Consider the following 20,930-nt stretch of genomic DNA (forward strand, 5'->3'; position numbering starts at 1 on the left):
GAGATAGGAGGATTTTTTTATAAGTAATCTTTCTGTCTATATGGTTTCGGGCAATATTGAACTAGTCCCTTGAATTTCATTTATTATAAAATAATTTATATGCTGAATATTCGAAGACATCTCCTGGGTTTATGCCCTCTTTTTTATAGAGTTGATGATGGACCAGCTCATGGCATGCCATTTCATCTAGCATCACCGAAGATTCACCGCTCCCTACAATCTCCTCAACAGTTAACCACCTGGCATCTGATAATTCCGTTTCTTGTATCTGGATGTTTTGTTCTTCATCCTTCAGCTGGCAATAGAATATGGCCATATTATCACTAATTTCTTCGCGAATGACACCTGTACGGAAGCCGATTAAGCCTGATACTTCACACTGGAGACCTGTTTCTTCTTGTACCTCTCTTACCACGGCCTCATCTGCTGTTTCTCCCATCTGTACGAAGCCAGCTGGCAATGACCAGACCCCTTTTAGGCCGCTATATTTCTTTTTCACCACAAGCCATTTTCCTTCAGAATTAATGACAACCCCCGCTACCCCGAGCCAAACTTTCCCACGGTCCTTTTTCATTCTTTTTCCCCCTTACACCTATTGCTTATAAAACTTAGTAATAGTATACGCTATCTTCTTTAAGAAAAAGAAAAAACCTTCCAAAAGGAACTGAATCCTTTCAAAAGGTCTTAGTATAATAGATTGTTATTCACAAACTTCAGGCGTACCTTCAACTTTAGCCGTTCTGAATGAAGTACCGCAGCCGCATGAAGCGATGGCGTTTGGATTGTCGATGGTGAAACCACCGCCCATTAGTGATTGTTTGTAGTCAATTTTCGTTCCCATTAAGATTGGTGCGTCTTCACGGGAAACAAGAATTCTCAAACCGTGTTGCTCATCTATATAATCGTCTTCACCTTGATTTTGTTCAAAATTCATCCCATATGAAAGACCGCTGCAACCACCACCATGAATCGTTACACGCAAAAAAGAGCCTTCTTCTTCGTTATGCTTTTGCATTTCTTTTACACGAATGGAAGCCGCTTCAGTTAAATCAATTACTTTCTTTTCACTTGTCATCCCATTCACCTGCCTTCTTCCTATATCATATCAAGGTACATAACAAAAAGAAAGATATGTGCACTTGCGAGGTTTATATTTGCACAGTAATTTCAAATAAACAGACATAGTAAAAATAGTTACCCCACTCAATAAATAGGAAAATTTATTCACTACTTTCGAAAAACGGAGTGATATAATAGTCTTAAAAATACGATTTTGAAAGGGGTCTAATTATATGGAATTATCACCTTTCTATGAGAAAAAAGTTGAATGTCTATGCTGCAATAAAACTTTTCCAACAACAAAAATTCGTACAAAACTAGTTAAAATCGAAAGTACAGATACGGATTTTTGCCCAACATATTCTGAATCTTCAGTGTCTGCATTATACTATAATGTTTTTGTGTGTGAGCATTGCGGCTTCTCATTCACTGAGGACTTTACAAAATATTTTGCTCCTGGTGTTAAGGAACAAATTTTACAACAGATTTCAAAAAAATGGGTACAAAGAAGTTACCATCATGAACGCTCACTTTCGCAAGCATTGGAAACTTATAAATTAGCCTTTGTTTGTGGAACGATTAAAAAAGAAAAATTTGTTACGCTTGCTGGGCTTGCCTTACGAGTTGCGTGGATTTATCGAAGACTTCAAAATGATAACCAAGAACAAAGATTTCTTAAAATCGCACGTGATCAATATATTGAATCTTATTCAACTGAAGATTATGCGTCCACTCAAATGTCTAGTACGCGTGTAATCTACATGGTTGCAGAACTTTCAAGACGCATTGGCGATATAGAGCTAGCCACACGCTACTATTCTAAAATCATTGAAAATCAACGGATTGGCGGAGAAGCAAAGGTTATTGAAATGGCGAAAGAACAATGGCAACTCGTACGTGAGGAAAGAGAAAAAGTTCGAGCAGCAGCTGTATAGAAAAAATGTCCTAAAAGCGAGTTATGCTATTGGGACATTTTTTTCATTCTATGAAGCCCTTTTTGAACGCCGATCGTGCTGACATTGCGATTACCGAACATTACTTTTCTTAAAAGCTATCAAATTCTTAACTCCAATTGCTTGCTCCTTCAATCTAAAAAAGCCCGATCCGGAGAACAACATATTGTTGTTTTCCAAATCCAGCTTTATCGGCATAATTTATTAGAATACTTGTTCTACTTCTATAATACCTGGTACTTCTTCTAATAGAGCACGTTCAATACCTGCTTTTAGAGTGATAGTAGAACTTGGGCAGCTACCGCAAGCACCTAAAAGGCGTAAACGGACAATTCCATCTTCTACATCAACTAATTCACAGTCTCCTCCATCGCGAAGTAAAAAAGGACGCAATTTATCTAAAACTTCTTGTACTTGTTCTTTTTGTTCTAATTCTGTCATTTCCCTCGACTCCTTTCATTAAAATAATTATAATGTGAAGAAAGAAAAAAATCCATAATTTGAGTTTAAGAAAGGTTGATAGTATGAAAGAAAATAATCCCATTATCGAAGTATATGGCGCTGAAGTAATTTGTGCCAGCTGTGTCAATGCACCATCCTCCAAGGATACATATGAATGGTTACAGGCTGCAATCAATCGAAAATTCCCAAAAGACTCCTTTTCAATTCGCTATATTGATATTGAGCAGCCTTTAGAAAACGAACTTGACAAGGATTGGGCAGAACGTATTCAGAATGATGAGTTCTTTTATCCATTGGTGCTGATCAACGGTAATGTCATTGGTGAAGGCTATATTCAAATTCAACCGATTTTCTCTACATTAGAAAAACTTGGATTCGTTGCAGCTGAATAAAATCATTCAGTTTTTAACAAAATCTCTATATACACGTTTAGGGTCAAACCCAACAAGTTTATAGAGATTTTGTATTTTTTATTATGCTTCAGTTAATTGAAAATTATTTGTTCTTATTGAGAATCATTTTGGCGTTTGTACATCCAGAGCAGACCAGATTTCATTAAACGTGCGATACGTCCTGTTACTGTTGTATCCGCTAAATGAACAAAGCCTTGCTTCTTCCCTAAAGAACCCATGAATCCTTTTAACTTGATCGGAGGCATTTTTTCTGGAAGTGGCTCGTTTCTCCAACGCTTGCTTAATACTTTTACGATGCGTTCAGCTTGTTCTTCAGCTAGCTGTGCACTTGCAGGTAGATCCGATGAAGCACAATCGCCAACTACAAAAACACTTTCATCGTCAATCAGATGGAAGTACTGGTTGACAATCGGACGACCTTTTTTATCTTTTTCTGTATCCATATCACGAACAATTTTTACTGGTTGTACGCCAGCTGTCCAAACTACTGCATCCACCTCAATCACTTCTTCATGATTGTGAAGCTTCGTTGGTTCTACTTTTGTAATGTTTGATTTTGCAATCACTTCAACATTATGTTTTATAAACCAATCTTTTACATAGTTACTTAATTTCTCAGGGAAATCACGTAAAATACGTTCAGAGCGGTCAAATAATTTTATGTTTAAATCAGAACGACTTTCACGCAATTCACTTGCCAGCTCAATTCCACTTAATCCAGCTCCGACGATTCCAACAACAGAACCCGGTGGCAGACCTAAAAGCTTCTCGAATGTAGTTCGTGATTTTGCGATTGTTTGAATACTAAAACTGTTCTCTTCAGCTCCTGGTACATTGTGATAGTCATCTTCACAACCAAGACCAATGACTAAGTCATCATAAGAAATTGTTTGGCCATCTTCTAAATGGACGACTTTTTCTTTTCGATCGATTTTGGTAATTTCACCATATACTCTTTTTAAGCGCTCATGCTCCGGGAATTTAACACGTACATTTTTATCTGTTGTTGTGCCAGCTGCCAGTGCATAGAATTCAGTTTTCAAGCTATGGTGCGGCGTTCTATCAACTAAAGTAACTAATGTGTCTTCTGGAAAGTTATTTGGCAATAAGCGTAATAAAACACGCATATTTCCGTAACCTCCACCTAGTAAAACTAGTTTTCTCATATAATACTCCCCTATATCTAGTGTCGATTTGTGTCAGTTCTAATCGTTCACAATTTATCCATAAAGAGTATAACTTATTGTGAGATGTTTCACAATATCTTTCCTTATTTTTTTGTGAAAAGTTTCACAAAAACTCATTCATTGACGAAAACTTAAAAACAGAGTAGCATGTCATTGTGAGGTGACAACGGCGTGAATCCATTAGTAGAGTTTTGCATTAGTAATCTGGCAAATGGCGCTCAAGAAACTTATGATATCCTAGAAAACGATCCTGACATCGATGTTCTTGAATATGGGTGCCTAAGCTACTGTTCATTATGCGACCAAAATTTATATGCACTTGTTAATGGTGATATCGTACAAGCCGATACACCTGAAGAGCTAACAAAAAAAATCTATCAATATATTGAAGAAAATCCCCTTTTCTAATAATAAGGGAAGATCATAAAAAAACTCCGCTTACAATTTTGTACGCGGAATTTTTTTATTTTACAAAGTATTGAGCTCTTCGATACAATATGTAGGTTTTTTGTCCTTTTGTAGAACAATGTCTGTGCTTACTACCCCAGTATTTACATGAATCGTATCACAGCCAAATCGGATTCCACATAATATATCGGTGTCATAGTTGTCGCCAATCATGACCATTTCTTCCTTTTGGAATCCATACTCCTGCTGAATTACTTCTAACATGACAGGCGAAGGTTTTCCTATAAAAGTCGGCTCAACTTGTGCTACATTTGCTACAAGTTGCACAAAAGAACCGTTTCCTGGCAGAAAACCTAGTTCAAATGGAAACCGAATATCTTCATTTGTACCGATTAGTTGCGCGCCATCCTGAACAGCTATGGAAGCCTTGACCAATTTCATATAGTCAATTGTTCGGTCGATTCCCATTACAACTACATCAGGGCGTGCTTCATCCGTATCAACCAGATTTAGCCCTTCTGCTTCAAGAGCAGAACGAATTCCGTCTGAACCAATCATAAAAATGCTAGCTTCCTTAAAGTGCTGTGTAACATACTTGGCAGTTGCTAAAGCACTGGAATAGATTCGATTTGTAGGGGTATCAATCCCTATATCGGCCAGCACCTCTTGGAGTTGCTCCGGTGTTTTTGACGAGTTGTTGGTTACGAAAAAATACTCAAGCTGTTCATTCTGAAGTTGGTGAATAAAACGGACAGCTGAATCTATCCCCTTTTTCCCACGATAAACGGTTCCGTCTAAATCAAAACAATAGGCTTTATACTTCTTCATTCAGCATTCTCCGGCAAAAAGGCTGAAACCGGACCAAGCTCGTTTTCTAAATAATTTGCAACAAGAGGCGAGAACTGTTTAATGGCCCCCAGATTGTTTGTAAGCACTTTCAAAACAACTTCGTTATCTACCTGGACAAACTCTCTTACTAACATTTTACGCAAGCCTACAACCTCTTTAAAAGGCTTGTCCATCTCTGCAGTAATTACTTTTTCATCAACTAGGATATCGATAATATCTTCATAGCTACCTGGGTCGCGCATAATGAAGCCATCAATGATCAAGTTTCCAACATCCATCAAGGCTTCCATTGTATTATGACCAATCCGTTGTAAAGCAAGGGCTGTAATATCATTTTGTAACCAATTTTCCTCTTTTTCAAAAATTGAAATCAGCTCGTCTAGATGTTTTAAAGTTACTGAAATTTTATTACGATCTACAAAATACATAAATGGTTCCCCCATTATTAGTTGATAGTTATTTCTCTTATATAGTAACATATTCTATAGAATTGGAAGGAGTCTTATACAATATGGAGCGTTTTTTCTTATATGATGATGTAGAAGAGTCAAAAACTAGATTTGTCAGCTTTACTGGCAAAAAGTTGCGATATGATTTAGCTATTATGCAATCCTCTCGTTTTTTTGGAAAAGTATTAGTTTTAGATATGCAAATGGGTCGCTTTGCAATTATCGGTCCGGATGATGTAGAGGAGCCTGGATACTTGGAGCATGTCTTTAACAAGACCGAAGAAGAAGCTGAAGATTTACGAGAATACTTAAACGAATTATTGGCATAGAAAAATGACACTTGATGTAATTCATCGAGTGTCATTTTTTATTTACCCTATTCATGTTCAGCTGTTTTTTAAAGAAAACTATATAATTTTATAGTGGAATTCTCAAGCACGACGGGATAAGAAATTGTTTCAAAAGATATAATTGTTGCAAAAAAAACACGAACTTTAAATATAAAGAAAAACCACCGCGTCCATTTTCTCGCAGTGGTTATATATGGCCATCTCTGTTGAAATCTATTTTAGTATTATAAACTAAAATCAGTTCTCGATTTCCTCAAGGGTTTCTGGTAATTCCTCAATAACAAGATTAGATGTGGATTCTAATTGTTTCGGCGCTTTCCCTGTTTTTCTTAAAATGAAATAGGCACAGCCAAAATTGCAATATTCGTACAAATAATCTTCAAACGTACTTATTCTCGTATCAAAAGTTGCTTTTTGATTTTTGTCTTCAAAAAACCCTTTTAGACGAAGCTGACCGTATCCCCAGTCACCAACGATATAATCGTACTTTGTTAGGATATCTGAATATCTAGCTAAGAAAGCATCCTCTTTAAAACCCTCTCGGACATTTTCGATAATTTCATAGGTATATCCCTCAGCTATAATCATCGAAACTCCTCCTATCTTACATCCTCATAAATTGGTCGACTATTTTATACTTCTTCAGCTTGAAGTTGTCTTGTTTTTGTTGCTTCATTGACTTGCTCGTCCGCATGATAGCTACTGCGAACTAACGGCCCGGCCTGACAATGTTTAAAGCCTTTTTCCATCGCAATTTTACGGAGTTTTCCGAATTCTATTGGTGTATAATATTTTTTCACTGGTAAATGTTTTTTCGACGGTTGCAAATATTGGCCAATTGTCATGATATCAACATTGTTCGCTCTTAAATCATCCATTACTTCCAAGATTTCATCCCATTCTTCCCCTAAACCAATCATAAGCGATGATTTTGTAGGAATATCCGGCTGCATTTCTTTCGCTCTTCTTAAAAACTCTAATGAGCGTTCATATTTTGCACGGGCACGAACTCTTGGCGTTAAACGACGAACCGTTTCGATATTATGATTTAAAATGTCTGGTTTTGCATCCATTAACATTTTTAGGTTTTCTTCCAGTCCACCTAAATCAGAAGGTAGTACTTCAACGGAGGTTTGAGGTGTTTTGCGTCGAATTGCTCGAACCGTTTCAGCTAGGACACCTGCACCGCCGTCTTTTAGATCGTCACGTGCAACCATTGTAATGACAACATGTTTTAAATTCATAATTTCAACTGAATCAGCAACACGTTCTGGTTCTGCTAGATCCAATTCATTTGGAAGGCCTGTCTTAACCGCACAAAAGCGACATGCACGTGTACAAACATCTCCAAGAATCATCATTGTTGCCGTTCTTCTTTCACCCCAGCATTCGTGGATATTCGGACAACGTGCTTCCTCGCAAACTGTGTGCAAGTTTTTCTCACGCATTAATTTTTTTAAGCCTTTATATTCATCGTTCGTATTTAATTTTATTTTTAACCATTCGGGTTTTCGTAAGATTTGCTCTTTCTCGTTGGCAGGTTTACTTGTCATTACTATTCATCCCCTATCAATATTAGAAAATTCGGCTTATCGAAATAACCGGAAGCGATTAGCCTTCGTGCACTTATGCAAAACTAGGAAGGTTTTATTCTTTCTAATTATGCACAAAAATTACACATACTGTTGTCAATGTAACATACTATTACAATCGAAAACAACTAACTTTCGCTAAGTTTACATATAATCCGCTATTTAAATGCACTGGACCATCAATTCATTGGTACTGGAACCTCGATAGAAGGCTGTGCCCCATCTGCTCCATTCGTATAGATATGCGGGACTTGGCCACGAACTAAACCGATTGCCACTGGAATTGTTTGCTCTACTGTGGATTGTTGACTCGCAAATGGAATAATAATTTGAACATTTACTTTCAAATCAATATTTACCTCCACCTTGGCATTGTTTATGCCAAATTCTGAAATGGACGTTGCAACATCACTCGCTACATTTCCGATGATGTGAAAACGGATTGGCACTCTCGGACCTAAGTTTCCGAGTAAAGGAAGGTTGAGGGCTTGGGCAATTGGAACGAAAAAGACAATGCCATCCCCTTTTTGAATTTCCCTCACATCATATTCCACATTTTCTAGATCCGGTAATTGCGATAAATCTCCCTGTTCTGCTAATTCTAAATGTTCCTTTACTAAAGCCGTTGTTTCTGCTCGAACTTGGTTGATAATTTCGGTATTGAATTTTGTTGTCACCATATAATCCGACTCGGAAGGTAAATCTTCTATGATTTCATTTACGTCTAATACGCTGGATGTTCGCGAATTAATTGCTTTGCTCACTACATGTGCAGCAATTTTTTCCGTTTGGACCTCTGCATATTGAACATAAGTTGGCATTAAACGATCATTCAATATGTATAGGAAGAACGAAATCCCGATTGCAAAACTAACCGCGAATAGCGTAAACCTATTGGACATTTTTCGCTTTTTACCCTTCTTCACTACTGAAAACATCATTCTCCTTGGACGACGAGAAAACAAAAAAATCTCCTCCTGCTCCAATTTATGAACAGGAGAAGAGAACTATTCAACCTCCAAGATAAATTCAGTATCCACTTTTTCAATCGATACATTTGGTTCTTCAATCAAATTCAAAAGATATGTAGTTTTTAATAATTGATTATTTTCTTCAAAAATACGCAAACACGGCAAAGCTGAGTTTTGAGCATTTTGCTTGGCAACAATCCCACGCCGACCGTCTCCTAATACTAAGATGGTTCCGTTCGGATAATGGACAACACTCTTTTTCAATGCATCAACTACATTCGCATCAAACATTGTCCCTCTCCCGGCTTCGATAATGGCTATTCCCTGGGAGGGAATCATTTTTTCGCGATATACACGGTTTGAAGTAACTGCATCAAATACATCAGCCACTGCTATTATTTTCGCATATGGATGAATCTCATAATCTACCAGTGCTCGCGGATATCCACTTCCATCCATTCGTTCGTGATGCTGGAATGCACAGTGAGCAACAAGGAGAGAAACAGTATGTAAATTTCTTAGAATATCAAAACCTGACCTTGCGTGTTGTTTCATCATTTCAAACTCTTCTTTTGTCAAGCGGCCCGGTTTAAACAAAACTTCTGCCGGCGTCACCATTTTACCAACATCATGCAATATCGCGCCCATGCCAATTGTTCTTAGATCGTTCTCCGAATAGCCCATTTCTATTGCAATAGCTAGGGAATACAGCGTCACTTGGAATGAGTGCTGGTAAATATATTCATCGTATAACAAAGTATCTGACAAGATCATTAATATTTCTTTACTATTAATTATGGAACTTAATAGTTCATCCACTAACTTACCTATTTCTTTTGTTTGCTTTTCGATAACCAGAGAGGCAGCTTTGTTATCCAAGCCTTTTAATTTATGGAATGCATCCGTGATTTGCCTAACTGCTTTTTTCCGTACAGCAAAAGGTACTGTTTCTTCGACTTCAATACCTTCCGAAATTTTGTCTTCGATATACACATATTGGATGCCTAATTGTTTTAATCTACTAATTAGCCCTTCTGTGACAACAACATCATTTTGTATTAAAGGAAGCCCCGCCTCGTTCCAAATCGTTCTCCCGATTACCATTCCTGTTTTTAGCACATTGATTGATATTAAACGCATTTAATTTTACCTCAATTCCTGTGTTGAAATACATCCTCTTTCGATGATTACTATGAATTAAACTAAACTTTTACCATATTCGATTAATATATCTCTTAAAAATAGTGGTAAATAGTACTTTTTCTTTGCATATTTAAAGTTCGGAAAGAAGTATCCGAAGGTAAACATATCTAAAGTTGCCAGTTTATAAAGCCGATCTAATTCAACTACTTCACCGCCTACTAAAAGCTCTCTTTGCTTGTTCATTGAAAATTGATAAGTAAGCATTTTACCAAAAATAGAACCTCTAAATCCCAGACCTTTCAATTCAAAGTTCGGCCATTGTTCATTTTGGGCTTGTAAATATACTTCTTTTAATTCTGTTCCAGATAATTCGATAACACATATATTTATCGGATGAGGTAGTATTTTATGAATATCATAATTGGTAATTGTTCCTTTTTTTAAACGATCAAGGAAGATTCCCGCATTAAACATCGTACAATCCGCATTTGTAAAATCAAGGACAGCCTCCGCAAAAAGTTTTGATAGCTGTGAATGATGGAACCACTCTTTATTGTAGCTTCTGTTCGTTTGAAAAATTGGCTTTTGCAAGAGCTGTTTACCTTGTTCCGTCAATTTCGCTAAAAATAATGATTCCCCTTCTGTTTCAGGGAGAATTGCATTTTCAATAACCTCTTCTTTTTTGATTACTAAATTTCGGGTAATATGGTCAAATTGCAGTGTTAGATGGCCTGTATAAACTCCAAATTTGCCACATCCTGTTAAGAGTACATTATTTACTAGTTTCCCCTCTTCCAATAAATGATGTGTATGCGATCCAAAAATGACGTCTATACTTGGACATTCATTTGCTAATAGTTCATCTTCCGAGATGCCAAGATGAGATAAGCATACAAGAATATCTACTTCTTCTTTTAATTGATTGGCTAATTGCACGATTACTTGCCTCGGATCAGTAATGTGCCAATTTAACTCCTTATAAAACACTTCATAAATAGCCGTTGCCCCAATAACCCCAATTTTCGTTCCAGATTTTGTTTGTAAAATCGTATAAGGCTTTAACCATTTCGGTTTACTTCCTTCAACAGGCTCAATATTACCGACAACCACCTCAAACTTGGCCTCATCGTAAAGAGATTGTAATTCTTCAAAGGATAAAGTAATCCCTTCGTTGTTTCCAATTGTCACAACATCATATTGTGCTTCGTTTAATAATTGGACATTCCCCTTACCAAGTGTCGCTTCTGTATAAATATTTGAACGGTCGAGATGATCTCCGATATCAAATAAAAAGCTCGGTTCTCCTAATTTTGCATATTCCAATCGTTGTGTTTTAATGAAGTTTTGCATTCGTTGCCAATATTCAAAATGGCTATGTATATCATTTGTATGAAAAATATGAATGGTCTCAAGCAAATGGATCACCTCTTTCAAATATAATGTTAAAATATCGAATATACCTACTTGAATTCGTCGGTACACTACAGGATAAATTAAAATAGCCCCTCTAAGATCGAGCGGATACCTATTAACAACATAACAATCTGCAATACGAAAACAATGGTTTTTGACTGCATTCGTTTATTTAAAGCGGCACCAACTTTTGCTCCGATGTATGCCCCGATAATAACAGGGATTGTAAAGATCCAAGGGACATTACCTAAATAAATATGGCTTGCTGAATTGACCATTGAAGATAAAAACACATTGAACATCGATGTTGCTACGGCGATATGTGGTGGGAATAAGAATAGCAGGACCATTGCTGGCACAAGTAAGGAGCCCCCACCAATACCGAATAGACCAGACACCATCCCCACTATAAAGGTAAAAACAATCGCAAACCAGATAGGATAGCCATAAACAAACTCCCTACCCTCTTGGTCGGTAAAATGCGTCTTCTTCCCATGTTTCACAAACCATTGTATTGGTTTTAATTTATCTCGAATAAATAATAATATTGATAATAAAACTAAAAATATACCAAAGTATAAATTAAATGAAGGTAAATCCAATCCTTTATTTAGCCATGCACCTACCATCGTCCCAGGGATACTACCTATAAAAAAGATAAAGCCGCTTTTAAAGTCAACCTGTTTATTTTTCATATAGGAAAGTGTTGAAGACAGTCCGATAAAGATCATCATAATAACAGATAGCCCTACAACTCTTTGAGGCGTAATTTCCGGAAAAAAACCAAGATTAATGCCGACGAATAAGGTCGCAGGGATCAAAATAACCCCACCACCCAAACCTACGAGGGATCCTAAAATGCCAGATGCCAAGGCAATGATTGCTAATAATATGTACTCCATCAGAACCCTCCTTCAAAGAAATCGAGTTGCTTTGGAGCAAGACCATCAAAGTCAAGATTCAACATTCGCTGTAAGGTTTTCGCATTATCTGCTGCATGGTGCCCAGAATTATTATTGAATAGGATGTATACCTCTTTACAAAGTTTCTCAAGAATTCTTATTTTATTTGCTAGCTCTGTTAGTTCTTCTTCATTATAATCATAAAGAAAACGAACCTCTCTCCAATTTTCCGTCGATCCTGAATTTCGCCACCCATAAACATTTCTGCCATGGATCCTGACAAGTGCCTTTTCATTCGTTGCTTCTACAACAAAAGGGACCGATCCTACGCCTGCCTGTGGCTCATCACACACGGTATGAATAAACCCGAGTTCTCTTAAGAAACGAATCGTTTCCTGCAATCTATCCGGGCTATACCAAGTTCGATTTCGAAATTCGATGGCAACAGGGAAATTCTCCAACTGTTGTTTGACATAACGGATATAGTTTACATTTTTCACTGAACAATCAAACCAAGGTGGAAACTGAACTAAAATCATTGCCAATTTTTTTTCATTTCGAAAAGCATCTGCACATTGTCTAAAAGCTTCAAACATTTCATGACGTGTTTCATAAGGATTGTCATCTCTTAAATGACCTGTCATCCCTTGATAGGCTTTCACGATAAATTGAAATGGGTCGGGTGTTTCATTTACCCATTTCTCGATATTTTGCTGTGATGGAATCGCATAAAAAGACGTATCTAATTCCACTATAGGAAAATGGCTGCTATAATCGAAAAGCTTATCTCGTCTTGTTGAATTTGAACGATAAATCGAAGGATGATCTCCCCATCCTGTTAATCCAATTTTTATCATATTTTATTCCTCTATTTTACCTTATTTTCACTTTTTTTATGTAATATCCATTTAACCTTTATATAAAAGTATAAACGATTTAACTTAGAAAAACACAACTAGATCCATAAGGTTTTATCGACTACTTCACTTTTATAAATCACTTGATGTTCAACTTTTGTTATTAGAAAAAAGTTCGGATACGCGACAGTGCGTAAACCGAACTTTTTTCTATACTTCCATAAGTTTTATTTCTTCTTGTTATTTCAATTTCTTTCAATGAAATTGCATACAGCTAATCGCATCGATCCAAAATTCCTCTAATTTTTTCGATAATCCACCTGGTCCAAATTTCACATCTGTCTCATTTGAATTAGTAAACGACATAAACTGTAATATTCTCATTCTTCGATCTAAAATATTGATGATCCCATTATCGAAAAACCAACTATCAATTGTATTAAAGTTTCCTTTATTAATGGAAAATTGCTTTTGGCAATATTGGGCAAATTGCAAATCAGGTAAGTTCAATATATGCATAAATCTATCCACACTGATTCCTCCTAAGTAGTTATCGACTTTTTTTATATCGAAAAGTCCTCTGGAATAAACACTCTCAATTGTTTTGGTCGGATATAAACTGTATCTCCATTTTTGATATCCAATTCTTTATAATGTTCTTTTGGTATTTCTGCTTCCAAGTATTCGTCAACATCTTCTCGCTTCAGTTCAAGTTGGACAATTGGCCCCACCATATGAATATGGACAATTTTTGCAGCGACGCTTTCATTATTTAACTGTGCTTTTTCAATTTGGATATCATGAGGTCGTACATATCCAATAGCATCATCATAAGAATCCAAATAAGTTGGAACATCAATTTCAAATTGACCTTGAGTAAGCTTCCCTTTATGCAAACGTCCTCTAAACAAATTGACATTCCCTAAGAAATCGTACACAAAAGGACTATTTGGGTGTTCATAAACTTCTTCGGGAGTACCAATCTGCTCGATTTTTCCGTTATTCATAACGATAATTCGGTTGGCAACATCAAGTGCCTCTTCCTGATCATGTGTCACAAAAATACTTGTTACATGGAATTCATTGTGTAGTTTTCGCAGCCAGCGACGCAGCTCTTTTCGAACCTTTGCATCCAGGGCACCAAATGGCTCATCTAATAATAAAACTTTTGGTTCTACTGCCAAGGCTCGAGCCAATGCAACTCGTTGGCGTTGACCTCCAGAAAGTTGAGAGGGATAACGGTCTGCAAAATTATCTAACTTCACCAGTGCCAAAAGATCAGTTACTTTCTTATTAATCTCATCTTTTGATGGGCGCGTCTTACGTGGACGAACTTTTAAGCCATATGCCACATTATCAAACACCGTCATATGTCTAAACAAAGCATAATGCTGGAATACGAATCCTACTTTTCTTTCCTTCGGGCTTACATTTGTAATATTCTGTCCATCAAATAAAATCGCCCCTTCATCTAAACCTTCTAAACCAGCTAAGATACGTAATAGGGTTGTTTTTCCCGAACCCGATGGACCTAATAGTGCAATCAGTTCCCCCGATTCGATATCAATTGATATATCCTGTAACGCTTGAAATGAACCGAAAGTCTTTGAAACATTTTGAATATGAATGCTCATTTTGAAACCTCCCTATACGTCTTTTGCTTTCCACTCAATAATATTTTTAATAATGATTGTAATGATTGCTAGGATGGACATGAGTGAAGCAACAGCAAATGCTGCCGTAAATTGATATTCGTTATATAAAATTTCAATATGCAATGGCATTGTATTTGTCATCCCTCGAATATGGCCAGATACGACAGACACGGCCCCAAATTCCCCAATTGTCCGCGCATTGCATAAAATTAATCCATATAATAAACCCCATTTAATATTTGGCAATGTCACCAGGAAAAAGGTCTTCCAGCCGCTTGCACCTAAAGAAATTGATGCTTCTTCCTCCGTGATTCCCTGCATCTGCATTAATGGAATAAGCTCTCTTGCAACGAAAGGGAATGTAACAAACATTGTTGCGATCACGATGCCAGGTAATGCGAATACAATTTTTATATCATTTTGGAATAGCCATTCACCAAATAGACCTTGAGCACCAAATAACAAAATAAACACTAACCCTGCTATGACCGGCGAGACTGCAAACGGTAAATCTATTAATGTTATTAATACGTTTTTTCCTTTAAAGGAGAATTTCGTAATTGCCCATGCTGCCACGATTCCAAAAATTGCGTTTAAAGGAACAACGATTAATACTACTGTTAATGTTAGTTTTATAGCTGCTAAAGCATCTGGATCTGTAATGGAAGCTACATAAGTTGCCCACCCTTTTTCTAAGGCTGTGACAAAAATTGAAACCAAAGGCAAAATTAAAAATAGTGCTAGAAAAACAAGTGAAATCGTAATCAACGACCATTTTACAAGTGCTGATTCCTGTAGAGCATATGACTTAGTTGCTCCACGAGGACTAACGGTTAAAGGAGCTTCATGTTCAGCTTCATAAGGTTTTGTCATAACTATCCCCCTCCTTATTGCAGATTAAATTTCCGGTTTGTATACCATTGAATAATATTGATCAGCAACAATAAGACAAAGGATGTAACAAGCATTACCGTTGCAATTGCTGTAGCGCCCACATAATCGTACTGTTCTAGTTTCGTCATAATGATTAGTGGCGTAATTTCAGTTTTCATCGGCATATTACCCGCTATAAATACCACTGATCCATATTCGCCAAGAGAACGAGCAAAAGCTAATGAAAACCCCGTAATAATAGCTGGAAGCAACTCTGGAAAAATTACCTTAGTAAAGGTTTGAAGCCGTGTTGCACCCAGGCTTGCAGATGCTTCTTCAATTTCACTGCTAAGATTTTGCAACACTGGCTGTACAGTTCTCACTACAAACGGCAATCCAATAAAAGTAAGTGCAATAATAATCCCAAGTGGCGTGAATGCAACTTTAAAATCAAAAAACTGGCCAACCCATCCATTTGGCGAATATAAAGTTGCAAGGGCAATACCTGCAACTGCAGTTGGCAAAGCAAATGGAAGATCTACTAAACCATCTACTATCCTCTTCCCGGGGAACTCATAACGAACTAAAACCCATGCAATAATCGTTCCGAAAATTACATTGATAAGACCTGCAGCCAATGCAGTTCCAAAACTTAACTTATAGGATGCAACTGCACGAGGATGTGCAATGGTTTCCCAAAATTCACTCCAGCTCATTGACAAAGTATTGAAGAAAACCATTGATAACGGAAGTAGCACAATAATACTTAAATAGATCATCGTGTACCCCAGTGTTAAGGTGAATCCAGGTATAATTGTATTCTTTTTACGCTTTTTTAAGGTTAATTCCATATGTACCTCCTTTAAACTTTATTGAATCATTTCAAATAATTTAAAGTGTATGTAAGAAGGTTCCAAAATCGGAAGCCTCCTTTTGGCTGATAAAATCAAGAAGTTTATGCCTCTTTTAAACTATTGATAGATTTCGTCAAACGTACCACCATCTGCAAAATGCGTCTTTTGAGCTTCTTGCCAGCCACCAAAGTCTTCTATAGTTATTAAATCTAAAGATTGGAATTGATCACTATATTTCTCTAAAATTTCTTCATTTCGAGGGCGGTAATAATTCTTGGCCGCAATTTCCTGACCTTCATCAGAATATAAATACTCCAGATAACTTTCCGCTACTTCACGCGTACCTTTTTTATCTACGATTTTGTCAACAACTGCAACAGGAGGCTCCGCTAAAATACTTAAAGAAGGTGTAACAATTTCAAACTCATCCACACCTAATTCATTGATAGAGAGATAAGCTTCATTTTCCCAAGCGATTAATACGTCGCCGATTTCTCGTTCAACAAATGTAGTTGTTGAACCACGGGCACCTGAATCCAGAACTTCCACGTTTCCAAATAATTGTTTTATAAAGTCCTTAATCTGCTTTTCATCACCATTGAATTTTTTATCTGCATAGCCCCATGCAGCTAAGTAATTCCAACGTGCCCCGCCACTTGTTTTTGGGTTTGGTGTAATAACCGACACATCATCTCGTATTAAATCATCCCAGTCTTTAATTCCTTTAGGATTACCTTTACGAACTAGAAAAACCATTGTAGAAGTATATGGAGAAGAATTATGTTCGAATTCTGTTTGCCAATCCTTATCTAATAATTCCCGGGTTTGAGCAATTTCATCAATATCGTAAGCAAGTGCTAGCGTTACAACATCTGCTTCAAGTCCATCAATGACAGCACGACCTTGTTTACCCGAACCGCCATGTGATTGCTGGAATGTTACATCTTGACCCGTTTGTTCTTTCCAATGGCTTGCAAAAGCTTCATTGAATTCAACATATAATTCACGTGTTGGATCATATGAAACATTTAAAATCTCGACTTTTCCCTCACTATTTGCCTGTGAGTCATCGCCACAAGCAGCTAAAAGTAAAGCTGTCGTAATAACACCAGCGAGTAATACAGATTTCTTTTTTTTCCTCATCTTCTATCTCCCCCTTTTAAAATTAAAAAGGTTGCATTCATTCCCTTTGAAAAGGAAATGTTGCAACCTTCAGTGTGTCTGATCGGCATATATTTTGTGTGCATGGAAATAAAATGCATACTGTATTTGAAATATACACTAATAAAACTTTTCCGATAAGTCAACAAGGAATTATAAAGTTTTCTAAAAATTTCTATTACTTAAAATTTAATTTGACTATTTCTACAAAAATAGTATACTTTAAATCAAAGTTATACATTCCTTGGAAATTTATTCGTATAGAATATTATTAAAGCTGACTAGACACACTAGAGGCGTTTTAATGTAACCCTTCATTTTGGAGGAGCATTAAAGCGCCTTATTTTATTTTTTAAGGAGGTACTATATGTTAACTTACGCTAGTTGGAGCGATACATCGTTTCAATTTGAAGTAGATGATGTCTATAAGGGTGCTTTAAACGTTTTACAATGGGCTTACTCTCACTATGGTGATGAAGTAGTGTATGCATGCAGCTTTGGTATTGAAGGAATCGTGTTAATCGATTTAATCTCTAAAGTAAAACCAAACGCGAAAATAATCTTTTTAGATACAGATGTACATTTTAAAGAAACCTACGAAACAATTGAAAAAGTAAAACAAAACTATCCTGACCTTCAAATAGAACTAAAAAAACCTGTCCTTACTTTAGAGGAGCAAGCTCAGCAATTTGGCGAAGAGCTTTGGAAAACAAATCCAAACAAATGCTGTGACATTCGAAAACTGACACCACTTCGAGAAACTTTAAGTGGTTCGAAGGCCTGGATTTCCGGATTACGCCGTGATCAATCCGAAACTCGACAAAATACCGAGTTTATCAATAAAGATAATAAATTTGAATCAGTCAAAATTTGTCCTTTGATACATTGGACATGGAAAGATGTTTGGCGTTATGTTAGCAAACATAATTTAACGTACAACCCCCTTCACGACACAGGATATCCAAGTATTGGCTGCTTACATTGTACAAAACCTGCCTTTACAATGGATGATTTGCGTTCAGGGAGATGGTCAGGTTCAAATAAAACTGAATGTGGTTTACACGATTAAACAGAAAAGCGGAAGGTGCTCGCCAAGCTCCGACAACAACTGGAAGAATCGACAAAAGGACGCTTTTTGTCCTTGCAGGCGATTCTGAAGTTGTAGAGGAGCTAGCACCTGCAGCTAGACACAGAAAAGCGGAGGGTGCTCGCCAAGCTCCGACAACAATTGGAAGAATTGGCAAAAGGACGCTCTTTGTCCTTGCAGGCGATTCCTAATTGCGCGAGGAGCTAGCACCTGCAGCTAGACATAGAAAGCGGAAGGTGCTCGCCAAGCTCCGGGTCGACGAAAGCACAACACACGCGAGCATCGTCGACATGAATCACATCATGTGAGCCCCAACAATTGGAAGAATTGGCGAAAGGACGCTGTTTGTCTTGCAGGCGATTCCTAATTGCGCGAGGAGCTAGCACCTGCAGCTAGACATAGACCTACTTTCAAAAAAGTTAATATCATTTGTAATCTTATAATTTTTGAAAACTAGATTAGGAGGAAATAACAGATGAGCTTACAACCACACGGAGGAAAATTGGTACAAAGTTTCAATCCAAATGAATCATATGAAAACTTAACAAAGGAAATTCAGCTTGATGCGATTGCATTAAGTGACCTTGAACTAATCGGTATTGGTGCATATAGCCCAATCGATGGGTTTTTAGCAAAAGAAGATTATGAAAATGTTGTTAGAAATATGCGCCTAGCTTCTGGTACCGTATGGAGCATTCCAATTGCTCTTCCTGTTACCGAAGAAGTTTCAGCAACTTTAGTAATTGGTGAAAAAGTAAAGTTAACATACAATGGTGATGTATATGGACTGATTGAGGTTAACGATATTTACACACCTGACAAACAGGTTGAAGCTCGTTTAATTTATGGAACAGATGACTTAAACCACCCTGGTGTTAAAAAGCTATTTGAACGCCCATCTGTTTATGTTGGCGGGAAAACCACTTTAATCAAAAAATCAGAGAAGCAATTTCCTGCATACAGCTTTGAACCAAGTGAAACTAGAGCAATTTTTGCTGAAAAGGGCTGGAAAACAATCGTTGGTTTCCAAACAAGAAACCCCGTTCATCGCGCTCATGAATTCATCCAAAAAGTTGCATTGGAAACAGTGGACGGTCTATTTTTAAACCCTTTAGTTGGTGAAACAAAATCGGATGATATTTCAGCTGAAATCCGTATGGAAAGCTATGAAGTTCTACTTGATCAATACTATCCAAAAGAACGTGTTCATTTAGGTGTGTTCCTAGCTGCAATGCGCTATGCTGGTCCAAGGGAAGCTATTTTCCATGCACTTGTTCGTAAAAATTATGGATGCACACACTTTATCGTGGGTCGGGACCATGCAGGTGTTGGCGATTACTACGGCACATATGATGCGCAAGTTATCTTTGAAAACTTTACGCCTGATGAAATTGGCATTACACCATTAAAATTCGAGCATAGCTTCTATTGCACTAATTGCGAAGGCATGGCTACAACAAAAACATGCCCGCATGATGCTTCTTCCCGTATCATTTTATCGGGTACAAAGGTACGCGAAATGCTTAGAAATGGTGAAATCCCTCCAAGCACATTCAGCAGAAAAGAAGTGATCGAAGTTTTAATTCGTGGTCTACGAAAAGAAGTTCATTCATAATAAAAGAGGTGTAAAATTTGAGTTCAAATATTGTATGGCATGATGCCTCCATCAGTAAATCGGAAAGAAGAGAAAAAAATGACCATCATAGCTTCATCCTTTGGTTTACCGGCTTATCTGCTTCCGGAAAATCCTCTATCGCTAACGCATTAGCAAGAGAGCTATTTGAAAGAGGCAATCAAACCTTCGTATTAGACGGAGATAATATTCGGCACGGCTTAAACAAAGACTTAGGTTTTGATGAGGACTCCCGTAAAGAAAATATCCGCAGAATCGGTGAAGTTTCCAAGCTTTTCGTTGAGAGCGGTCAAATTGTCTTAACAGCCTTTATCTCACCTTATCAAGAAGATCGAGATACAGTTCGTGCATTAGTTGAGGATGGAGAGTTTATCGAAGTCTTCGTAAAATGCTCTGTTGAAGAATGTGAACGAAGAGATCCAAAAGGTCTTTACAAAAAAGCCCGCAATGAAGAAATTAAAAACTTCACCGGAATTAGTGCACCGTATGAAGCACCGGTAAATCCGGAAATTGTTGTAGATAGTGAGAATTTCTCTGTTGAAGAATGCGCACAACAACTGATTCAAATCTTAGTAGAAAAAGAATATATCAAATAAAAAATGAGCTGTTCAATCGTCCACCAAAGACAAATTGAACAGCTTTTTTTCCTGGTCATTTCA

The 20,930-nt window shown here is 37.2% G+C and carries 26 protein-coding genes; 8 read left to right on the top strand and 18 right to left on the bottom strand.

What is annotated here, in order from left to right:
- Nucleotides 1–76 precede the first annotated feature (76 nt).
- A complete protein-coding gene (locus tag ACFQU5_RS18335; RefSeq protein WP_390291199.1) occupies nt 77–574 on the bottom strand; it encodes an NUDIX domain-containing protein in 498 nt (165 codons plus the stop codon).
- Nucleotides 575–700: 126 nt separating this feature from the next.
- On the bottom strand, nt 701–1,075 hold the full coding sequence (locus tag ACFQU5_RS18340) for a HesB/IscA family protein (RefSeq protein ID WP_390291373.1): 375 nt from the start codon (nt 1,073–1,075) through the stop codon (nt 701–703).
- A 217-nt stretch (nt 1,076–1,292) separates the two neighbouring features.
- On the opposite strand from ACFQU5_RS18340, the gene ACFQU5_RS18345 reads away from it, so the two are divergent.
- Complete coding sequence (locus ACFQU5_RS18345; protein WP_390291202.1) at nt 1,293–1,994, top strand: DUF2225 domain-containing protein; 702 nt, start codon at nt 1,293–1,295, stop codon at nt 1,992–1,994.
- A gap of 222 nt (nt 1,995–2,216) precedes the next feature.
- Here ACFQU5_RS18345 and ACFQU5_RS18350 read toward each other — a convergent pair whose 3' ends face one another.
- Entirely contained in the window at nt 2,217–2,453 is a 237-nt protein-coding gene (locus ACFQU5_RS18350; RefSeq protein ID WP_124765504.1) for a NifU family protein, read from the bottom strand.
- Nucleotides 2,454–2,536: 83 nt separating this feature from the next.
- On the opposite strand from ACFQU5_RS18350, the gene ACFQU5_RS18355 reads away from it, so the two are divergent.
- Nucleotides 2,537–2,866, top strand: a complete 330-nt coding sequence (locus tag ACFQU5_RS18355; protein WP_390291206.1) for a YuzD family protein — start codon at nt 2,537–2,539, stop codon at nt 2,864–2,866.
- A 113-nt stretch (nt 2,867–2,979) separates the two neighbouring features.
- Here ACFQU5_RS18355 and ACFQU5_RS18360 read toward each other — a convergent pair whose 3' ends face one another.
- Nucleotides 2,980–4,053 carry an NAD(P)/FAD-dependent oxidoreductase gene (locus tag ACFQU5_RS18360; RefSeq protein WP_390291209.1) on the bottom strand — a complete coding sequence of 358 codons (1,074 nt, stop codon included), beginning with the start codon at nt 4,051–4,053 and terminating at the stop codon, nt 2,980–2,982.
- A gap of 192 nt (nt 4,054–4,245) precedes the next feature.
- Between ACFQU5_RS18360 and ACFQU5_RS18365 the strand changes: the two genes are divergently transcribed.
- Entirely contained in the window at nt 4,246–4,482 is a 237-nt protein-coding gene (locus ACFQU5_RS18365) for a YuzB family protein (protein ID WP_390291212.1), read from the top strand.
- A gap of 60 nt (nt 4,483–4,542) precedes the next feature.
- Here ACFQU5_RS18365 and ACFQU5_RS18370 read toward each other — a convergent pair whose 3' ends face one another.
- Nucleotides 4,543–5,310: a TIGR01457 family HAD-type hydrolase gene (locus ACFQU5_RS18370; RefSeq protein ID WP_390291215.1), complete on the bottom strand. Its 768-nt coding sequence runs from the start codon at nt 5,308–5,310 to the stop codon at nt 4,543–4,545.
- Nucleotides 5,307–5,759, bottom strand: a complete 453-nt coding sequence (locus tag ACFQU5_RS18375) for a DUF86 domain-containing protein (protein WP_390291218.1) — start codon at nt 5,757–5,759, stop codon at nt 5,307–5,309. Before ACFQU5_RS18375 ends, ACFQU5_RS18370 begins: the two co-directional genes overlap by 4 nt.
- A gap of 83 nt (nt 5,760–5,842) precedes the next feature.
- On the opposite strand from ACFQU5_RS18375, the gene ACFQU5_RS18380 reads away from it, so the two are divergent.
- Nucleotides 5,843–6,109 carry a DUF3055 domain-containing protein gene (locus ACFQU5_RS18380; RefSeq protein ID WP_107936889.1) on the top strand — a complete coding sequence of 89 codons (267 nt, stop codon included), beginning with the start codon at nt 5,843–5,845 and terminating at the stop codon, nt 6,107–6,109.
- Between the two features lie 258 nt (nt 6,110–6,367).
- Here ACFQU5_RS18380 and ACFQU5_RS18385 read toward each other — a convergent pair whose 3' ends face one another.
- From ACFQU5_RS18385 to ACFQU5_RS18440, 12 genes are all read right to left on the bottom strand, one after another.
- Nucleotides 6,368–6,718 carry a YutD family protein gene (locus ACFQU5_RS18385; RefSeq protein WP_390291223.1) on the bottom strand — a complete coding sequence of 117 codons (351 nt, stop codon included), beginning with the start codon at nt 6,716–6,718 and terminating at the stop codon, nt 6,368–6,370.
- 44 nt (nt 6,719–6,762) lie between these two features.
- Complete coding sequence (gene lipA, locus ACFQU5_RS18390) at nt 6,763–7,683, bottom strand: lipoyl synthase (protein WP_390291226.1); 921 nt, start codon at nt 7,681–7,683, stop codon at nt 6,763–6,765.
- A gap of 218 nt (nt 7,684–7,901) precedes the next feature.
- Nucleotides 7,902–8,663 carry a sporulation protein YunB gene (yunB, locus tag ACFQU5_RS18395; protein ID WP_390291376.1) on the bottom strand — a complete coding sequence of 254 codons (762 nt, stop codon included), beginning with the start codon at nt 8,661–8,663 and terminating at the stop codon, nt 7,902–7,904.
- Nucleotides 8,664–8,729: 66 nt separating this feature from the next.
- Nucleotides 8,730–9,833, bottom strand: a complete 1,104-nt coding sequence (locus tag ACFQU5_RS18400) for an HD-GYP domain-containing protein (RefSeq protein ID WP_390291229.1) — start codon at nt 9,831–9,833, stop codon at nt 8,730–8,732.
- 57 nt (nt 9,834–9,890) lie between these two features.
- Entirely contained in the window at nt 9,891–11,252 is a 1,362-nt protein-coding gene (locus ACFQU5_RS18405) for a bifunctional metallophosphatase/5'-nucleotidase (RefSeq protein ID WP_390291232.1), read from the bottom strand.
- Between the two features lie 77 nt (nt 11,253–11,329).
- Complete coding sequence (locus tag ACFQU5_RS18410; protein WP_390291235.1) at nt 11,330–12,151, bottom strand: sulfite exporter TauE/SafE family protein; 822 nt, start codon at nt 12,149–12,151, stop codon at nt 11,330–11,332.
- Nucleotides 12,151–13,008 carry a DUF72 domain-containing protein gene (locus ACFQU5_RS18415; RefSeq protein ID WP_390291238.1) on the bottom strand — a complete coding sequence of 286 codons (858 nt, stop codon included), beginning with the start codon at nt 13,006–13,008 and terminating at the stop codon, nt 12,151–12,153. Before ACFQU5_RS18415 ends, ACFQU5_RS18410 begins: the two co-directional genes overlap by 1 nt.
- A 255-nt stretch (nt 13,009–13,263) precedes the next feature.
- Nucleotides 13,264–13,539: a hypothetical protein gene (locus tag ACFQU5_RS18420; RefSeq protein WP_390291241.1), complete on the bottom strand. Its 276-nt coding sequence runs from the start codon at nt 13,537–13,539 to the stop codon at nt 13,264–13,266.
- A 32-nt stretch (nt 13,540–13,571) separates the two neighbouring features.
- Nucleotides 13,572–14,642: a sulfate/molybdate ABC transporter ATP-binding protein gene (locus ACFQU5_RS18425; RefSeq protein WP_390291243.1), complete on the bottom strand. Its 1,071-nt coding sequence runs from the start codon at nt 14,640–14,642 to the stop codon at nt 13,572–13,574.
- 12 nt (nt 14,643–14,654) lie between these two features.
- A complete protein-coding gene (gene cysW, locus ACFQU5_RS18430; RefSeq protein WP_390291245.1) occupies nt 14,655–15,536 on the bottom strand; it encodes a sulfate ABC transporter permease subunit CysW in 882 nt (293 codons plus the stop codon).
- Nucleotides 15,537–15,550: 14 nt separating this feature from the next.
- On the bottom strand, nt 15,551–16,387 hold the full coding sequence (gene cysT / locus ACFQU5_RS18435; RefSeq protein ID WP_390291248.1) for a sulfate ABC transporter permease subunit CysT: 837 nt from the start codon (nt 16,385–16,387) through the stop codon (nt 15,551–15,553).
- Nucleotides 16,388–16,507: 120 nt separating this feature from the next.
- Complete coding sequence (locus ACFQU5_RS18440; protein WP_390291251.1) at nt 16,508–17,533, bottom strand: sulfate ABC transporter substrate-binding protein; 1,026 nt, start codon at nt 17,531–17,533, stop codon at nt 16,508–16,510.
- A 385-nt stretch (nt 17,534–17,918) separates the two neighbouring features.
- Between ACFQU5_RS18440 and ACFQU5_RS18445 the strand changes: the two genes are divergently transcribed.
- From ACFQU5_RS18445 to cysC, 4 genes are all read left to right on the top strand, one after another.
- On the top strand, nt 17,919–18,620 hold the full coding sequence (locus tag ACFQU5_RS18445) for a phosphoadenylyl-sulfate reductase (protein ID WP_390291254.1): 702 nt from the start codon (nt 17,919–17,921) through the stop codon (nt 18,618–18,620).
- Nucleotides 18,602–18,829, top strand: a complete 228-nt coding sequence (locus ACFQU5_RS18450) for a hypothetical protein (protein WP_390291257.1) — start codon at nt 18,602–18,604, stop codon at nt 18,827–18,829. Before ACFQU5_RS18445 ends, ACFQU5_RS18450 begins: the two co-directional genes overlap by 19 nt.
- Before the next feature lie 284 nt (nt 18,830–19,113).
- Nucleotides 19,114–20,253 carry a sulfate adenylyltransferase gene (sat, locus tag ACFQU5_RS18455; RefSeq protein ID WP_390291259.1) on the top strand — a complete coding sequence of 380 codons (1,140 nt, stop codon included), beginning with the start codon at nt 19,114–19,116 and terminating at the stop codon, nt 20,251–20,253.
- Nucleotides 20,254–20,270: 17 nt separating this feature from the next.
- Entirely contained in the window at nt 20,271–20,867 is a 597-nt protein-coding gene (gene cysC / locus ACFQU5_RS18460; protein WP_390291261.1) for an adenylyl-sulfate kinase, read from the top strand.
- The last annotated feature ends 63 nt before the right edge of the window (nt 20,868–20,930 follow it).

This window comes from Ureibacillus sp. GCM10028918, assembly GCF_042666115.1.
GTDB lineage: Bacteria > Bacillota > Bacilli > Bacillales_A > Planococcaceae > Ureibacillus.

Coding starts and splice junctions, on each gene's coding strand:
- cysT (WP_390291248.1), bottom strand. CDS start 16,387: ATGGAATTAACCTTAAAAAAGCGTAAAAAGAATACAATTATACCTGGA.
- ACFQU5_RS18380 (WP_107936889.1), top strand. CDS start 5,843: ATGGAGCGTTTTTTCTTATATGATGATGTAGAAGAGTCAAAAACTAGA.
- ACFQU5_RS18410 (WP_390291235.1), bottom strand. CDS start 12,151: ATGGAGTACATATTATTAGCAATCATTGCCTTGGCATCTGGCATTTTA.
- ACFQU5_RS18370 (WP_390291215.1), bottom strand. CDS start 5,310: ATGAAGAAGTATAAAGCCTATTGTTTTGATTTAGACGGAACCGTTTAT.
- ACFQU5_RS18375 (WP_390291218.1), bottom strand. CDS start 5,759: ATGTATTTTGTAGATCGTAATAAAATTTCAGTAACTTTAAAACATCTA.
- ACFQU5_RS18450 (WP_390291257.1), top strand. CDS start 18,602: ATGTGGTTTACACGATTAAACAGAAAAGCGGAAGGTGCTCGCCAAGCT.
- ACFQU5_RS18425 (WP_390291243.1), bottom strand. CDS start 14,642: ATGAGCATTCATATTCAAAATGTTTCAAAGACTTTCGGTTCATTTCAA.
- cysW (WP_390291245.1), bottom strand. CDS start 15,536: ATGACAAAACCTTATGAAGCTGAACATGAAGCTCCTTTAACCGTTAGT.
- ACFQU5_RS18400 (WP_390291229.1), bottom strand. CDS start 9,833: ATGCGTTTAATATCAATCAATGTGCTAAAAACAGGAATGGTAATCGGG.
- yunB (WP_390291376.1), bottom strand. CDS start 8,663: ATGATGTTTTCAGTAGTGAAGAAGGGTAAAAAGCGAAAAATGTCCAAT.
- ACFQU5_RS18340 (WP_390291373.1), bottom strand. CDS start 1,075: ATGACAAGTGAAAAGAAAGTAATTGATTTAACTGAAGCGGCTTCCATT.
- sat (WP_390291259.1), top strand. CDS start 19,114: ATGAGCTTACAACCACACGGAGGAAAATTGGTACAAAGTTTCAATCCA.
- ACFQU5_RS18445 (WP_390291254.1), top strand. CDS start 17,919: ATGTTAACTTACGCTAGTTGGAGCGATACATCGTTTCAATTTGAAGTA.
- ACFQU5_RS18385 (WP_390291223.1), bottom strand. CDS start 6,718: ATGATTATAGCTGAGGGATATACCTATGAAATTATCGAAAATGTCCGA.
- ACFQU5_RS18360 (WP_390291209.1), bottom strand. CDS start 4,053: ATGAGAAAACTAGTTTTACTAGGTGGAGGTTACGGAAATATGCGTGTT.
- ACFQU5_RS18350 (WP_124765504.1), bottom strand. CDS start 2,453: ATGACAGAATTAGAACAAAAAGAACAAGTACAAGAAGTTTTAGATAAA.
- ACFQU5_RS18415 (WP_390291238.1), bottom strand. CDS start 13,008: ATGATAAAAATTGGATTAACAGGATGGGGAGATCATCCTTCGATTTAT.
- ACFQU5_RS18345 (WP_390291202.1), top strand. CDS start 1,293: ATGGAATTATCACCTTTCTATGAGAAAAAAGTTGAATGTCTATGCTGC.
- ACFQU5_RS18355 (WP_390291206.1), top strand. CDS start 2,537: ATGAAAGAAAATAATCCCATTATCGAAGTATATGGCGCTGAAGTAATT.
- ACFQU5_RS18440 (WP_390291251.1), bottom strand. CDS start 17,533: ATGAGGAAAAAAAAGAAATCTGTATTACTCGCTGGTGTTATTACGACA.
- ACFQU5_RS18335 (WP_390291199.1), bottom strand. CDS start 574: ATGAAAAAGGACCGTGGGAAAGTTTGGCTCGGGGTAGCGGGGGTTGTC.
- lipA (WP_390291226.1), bottom strand. CDS start 7,683: ATGACAAGTAAACCTGCCAACGAGAAAGAGCAAATCTTACGAAAACCC.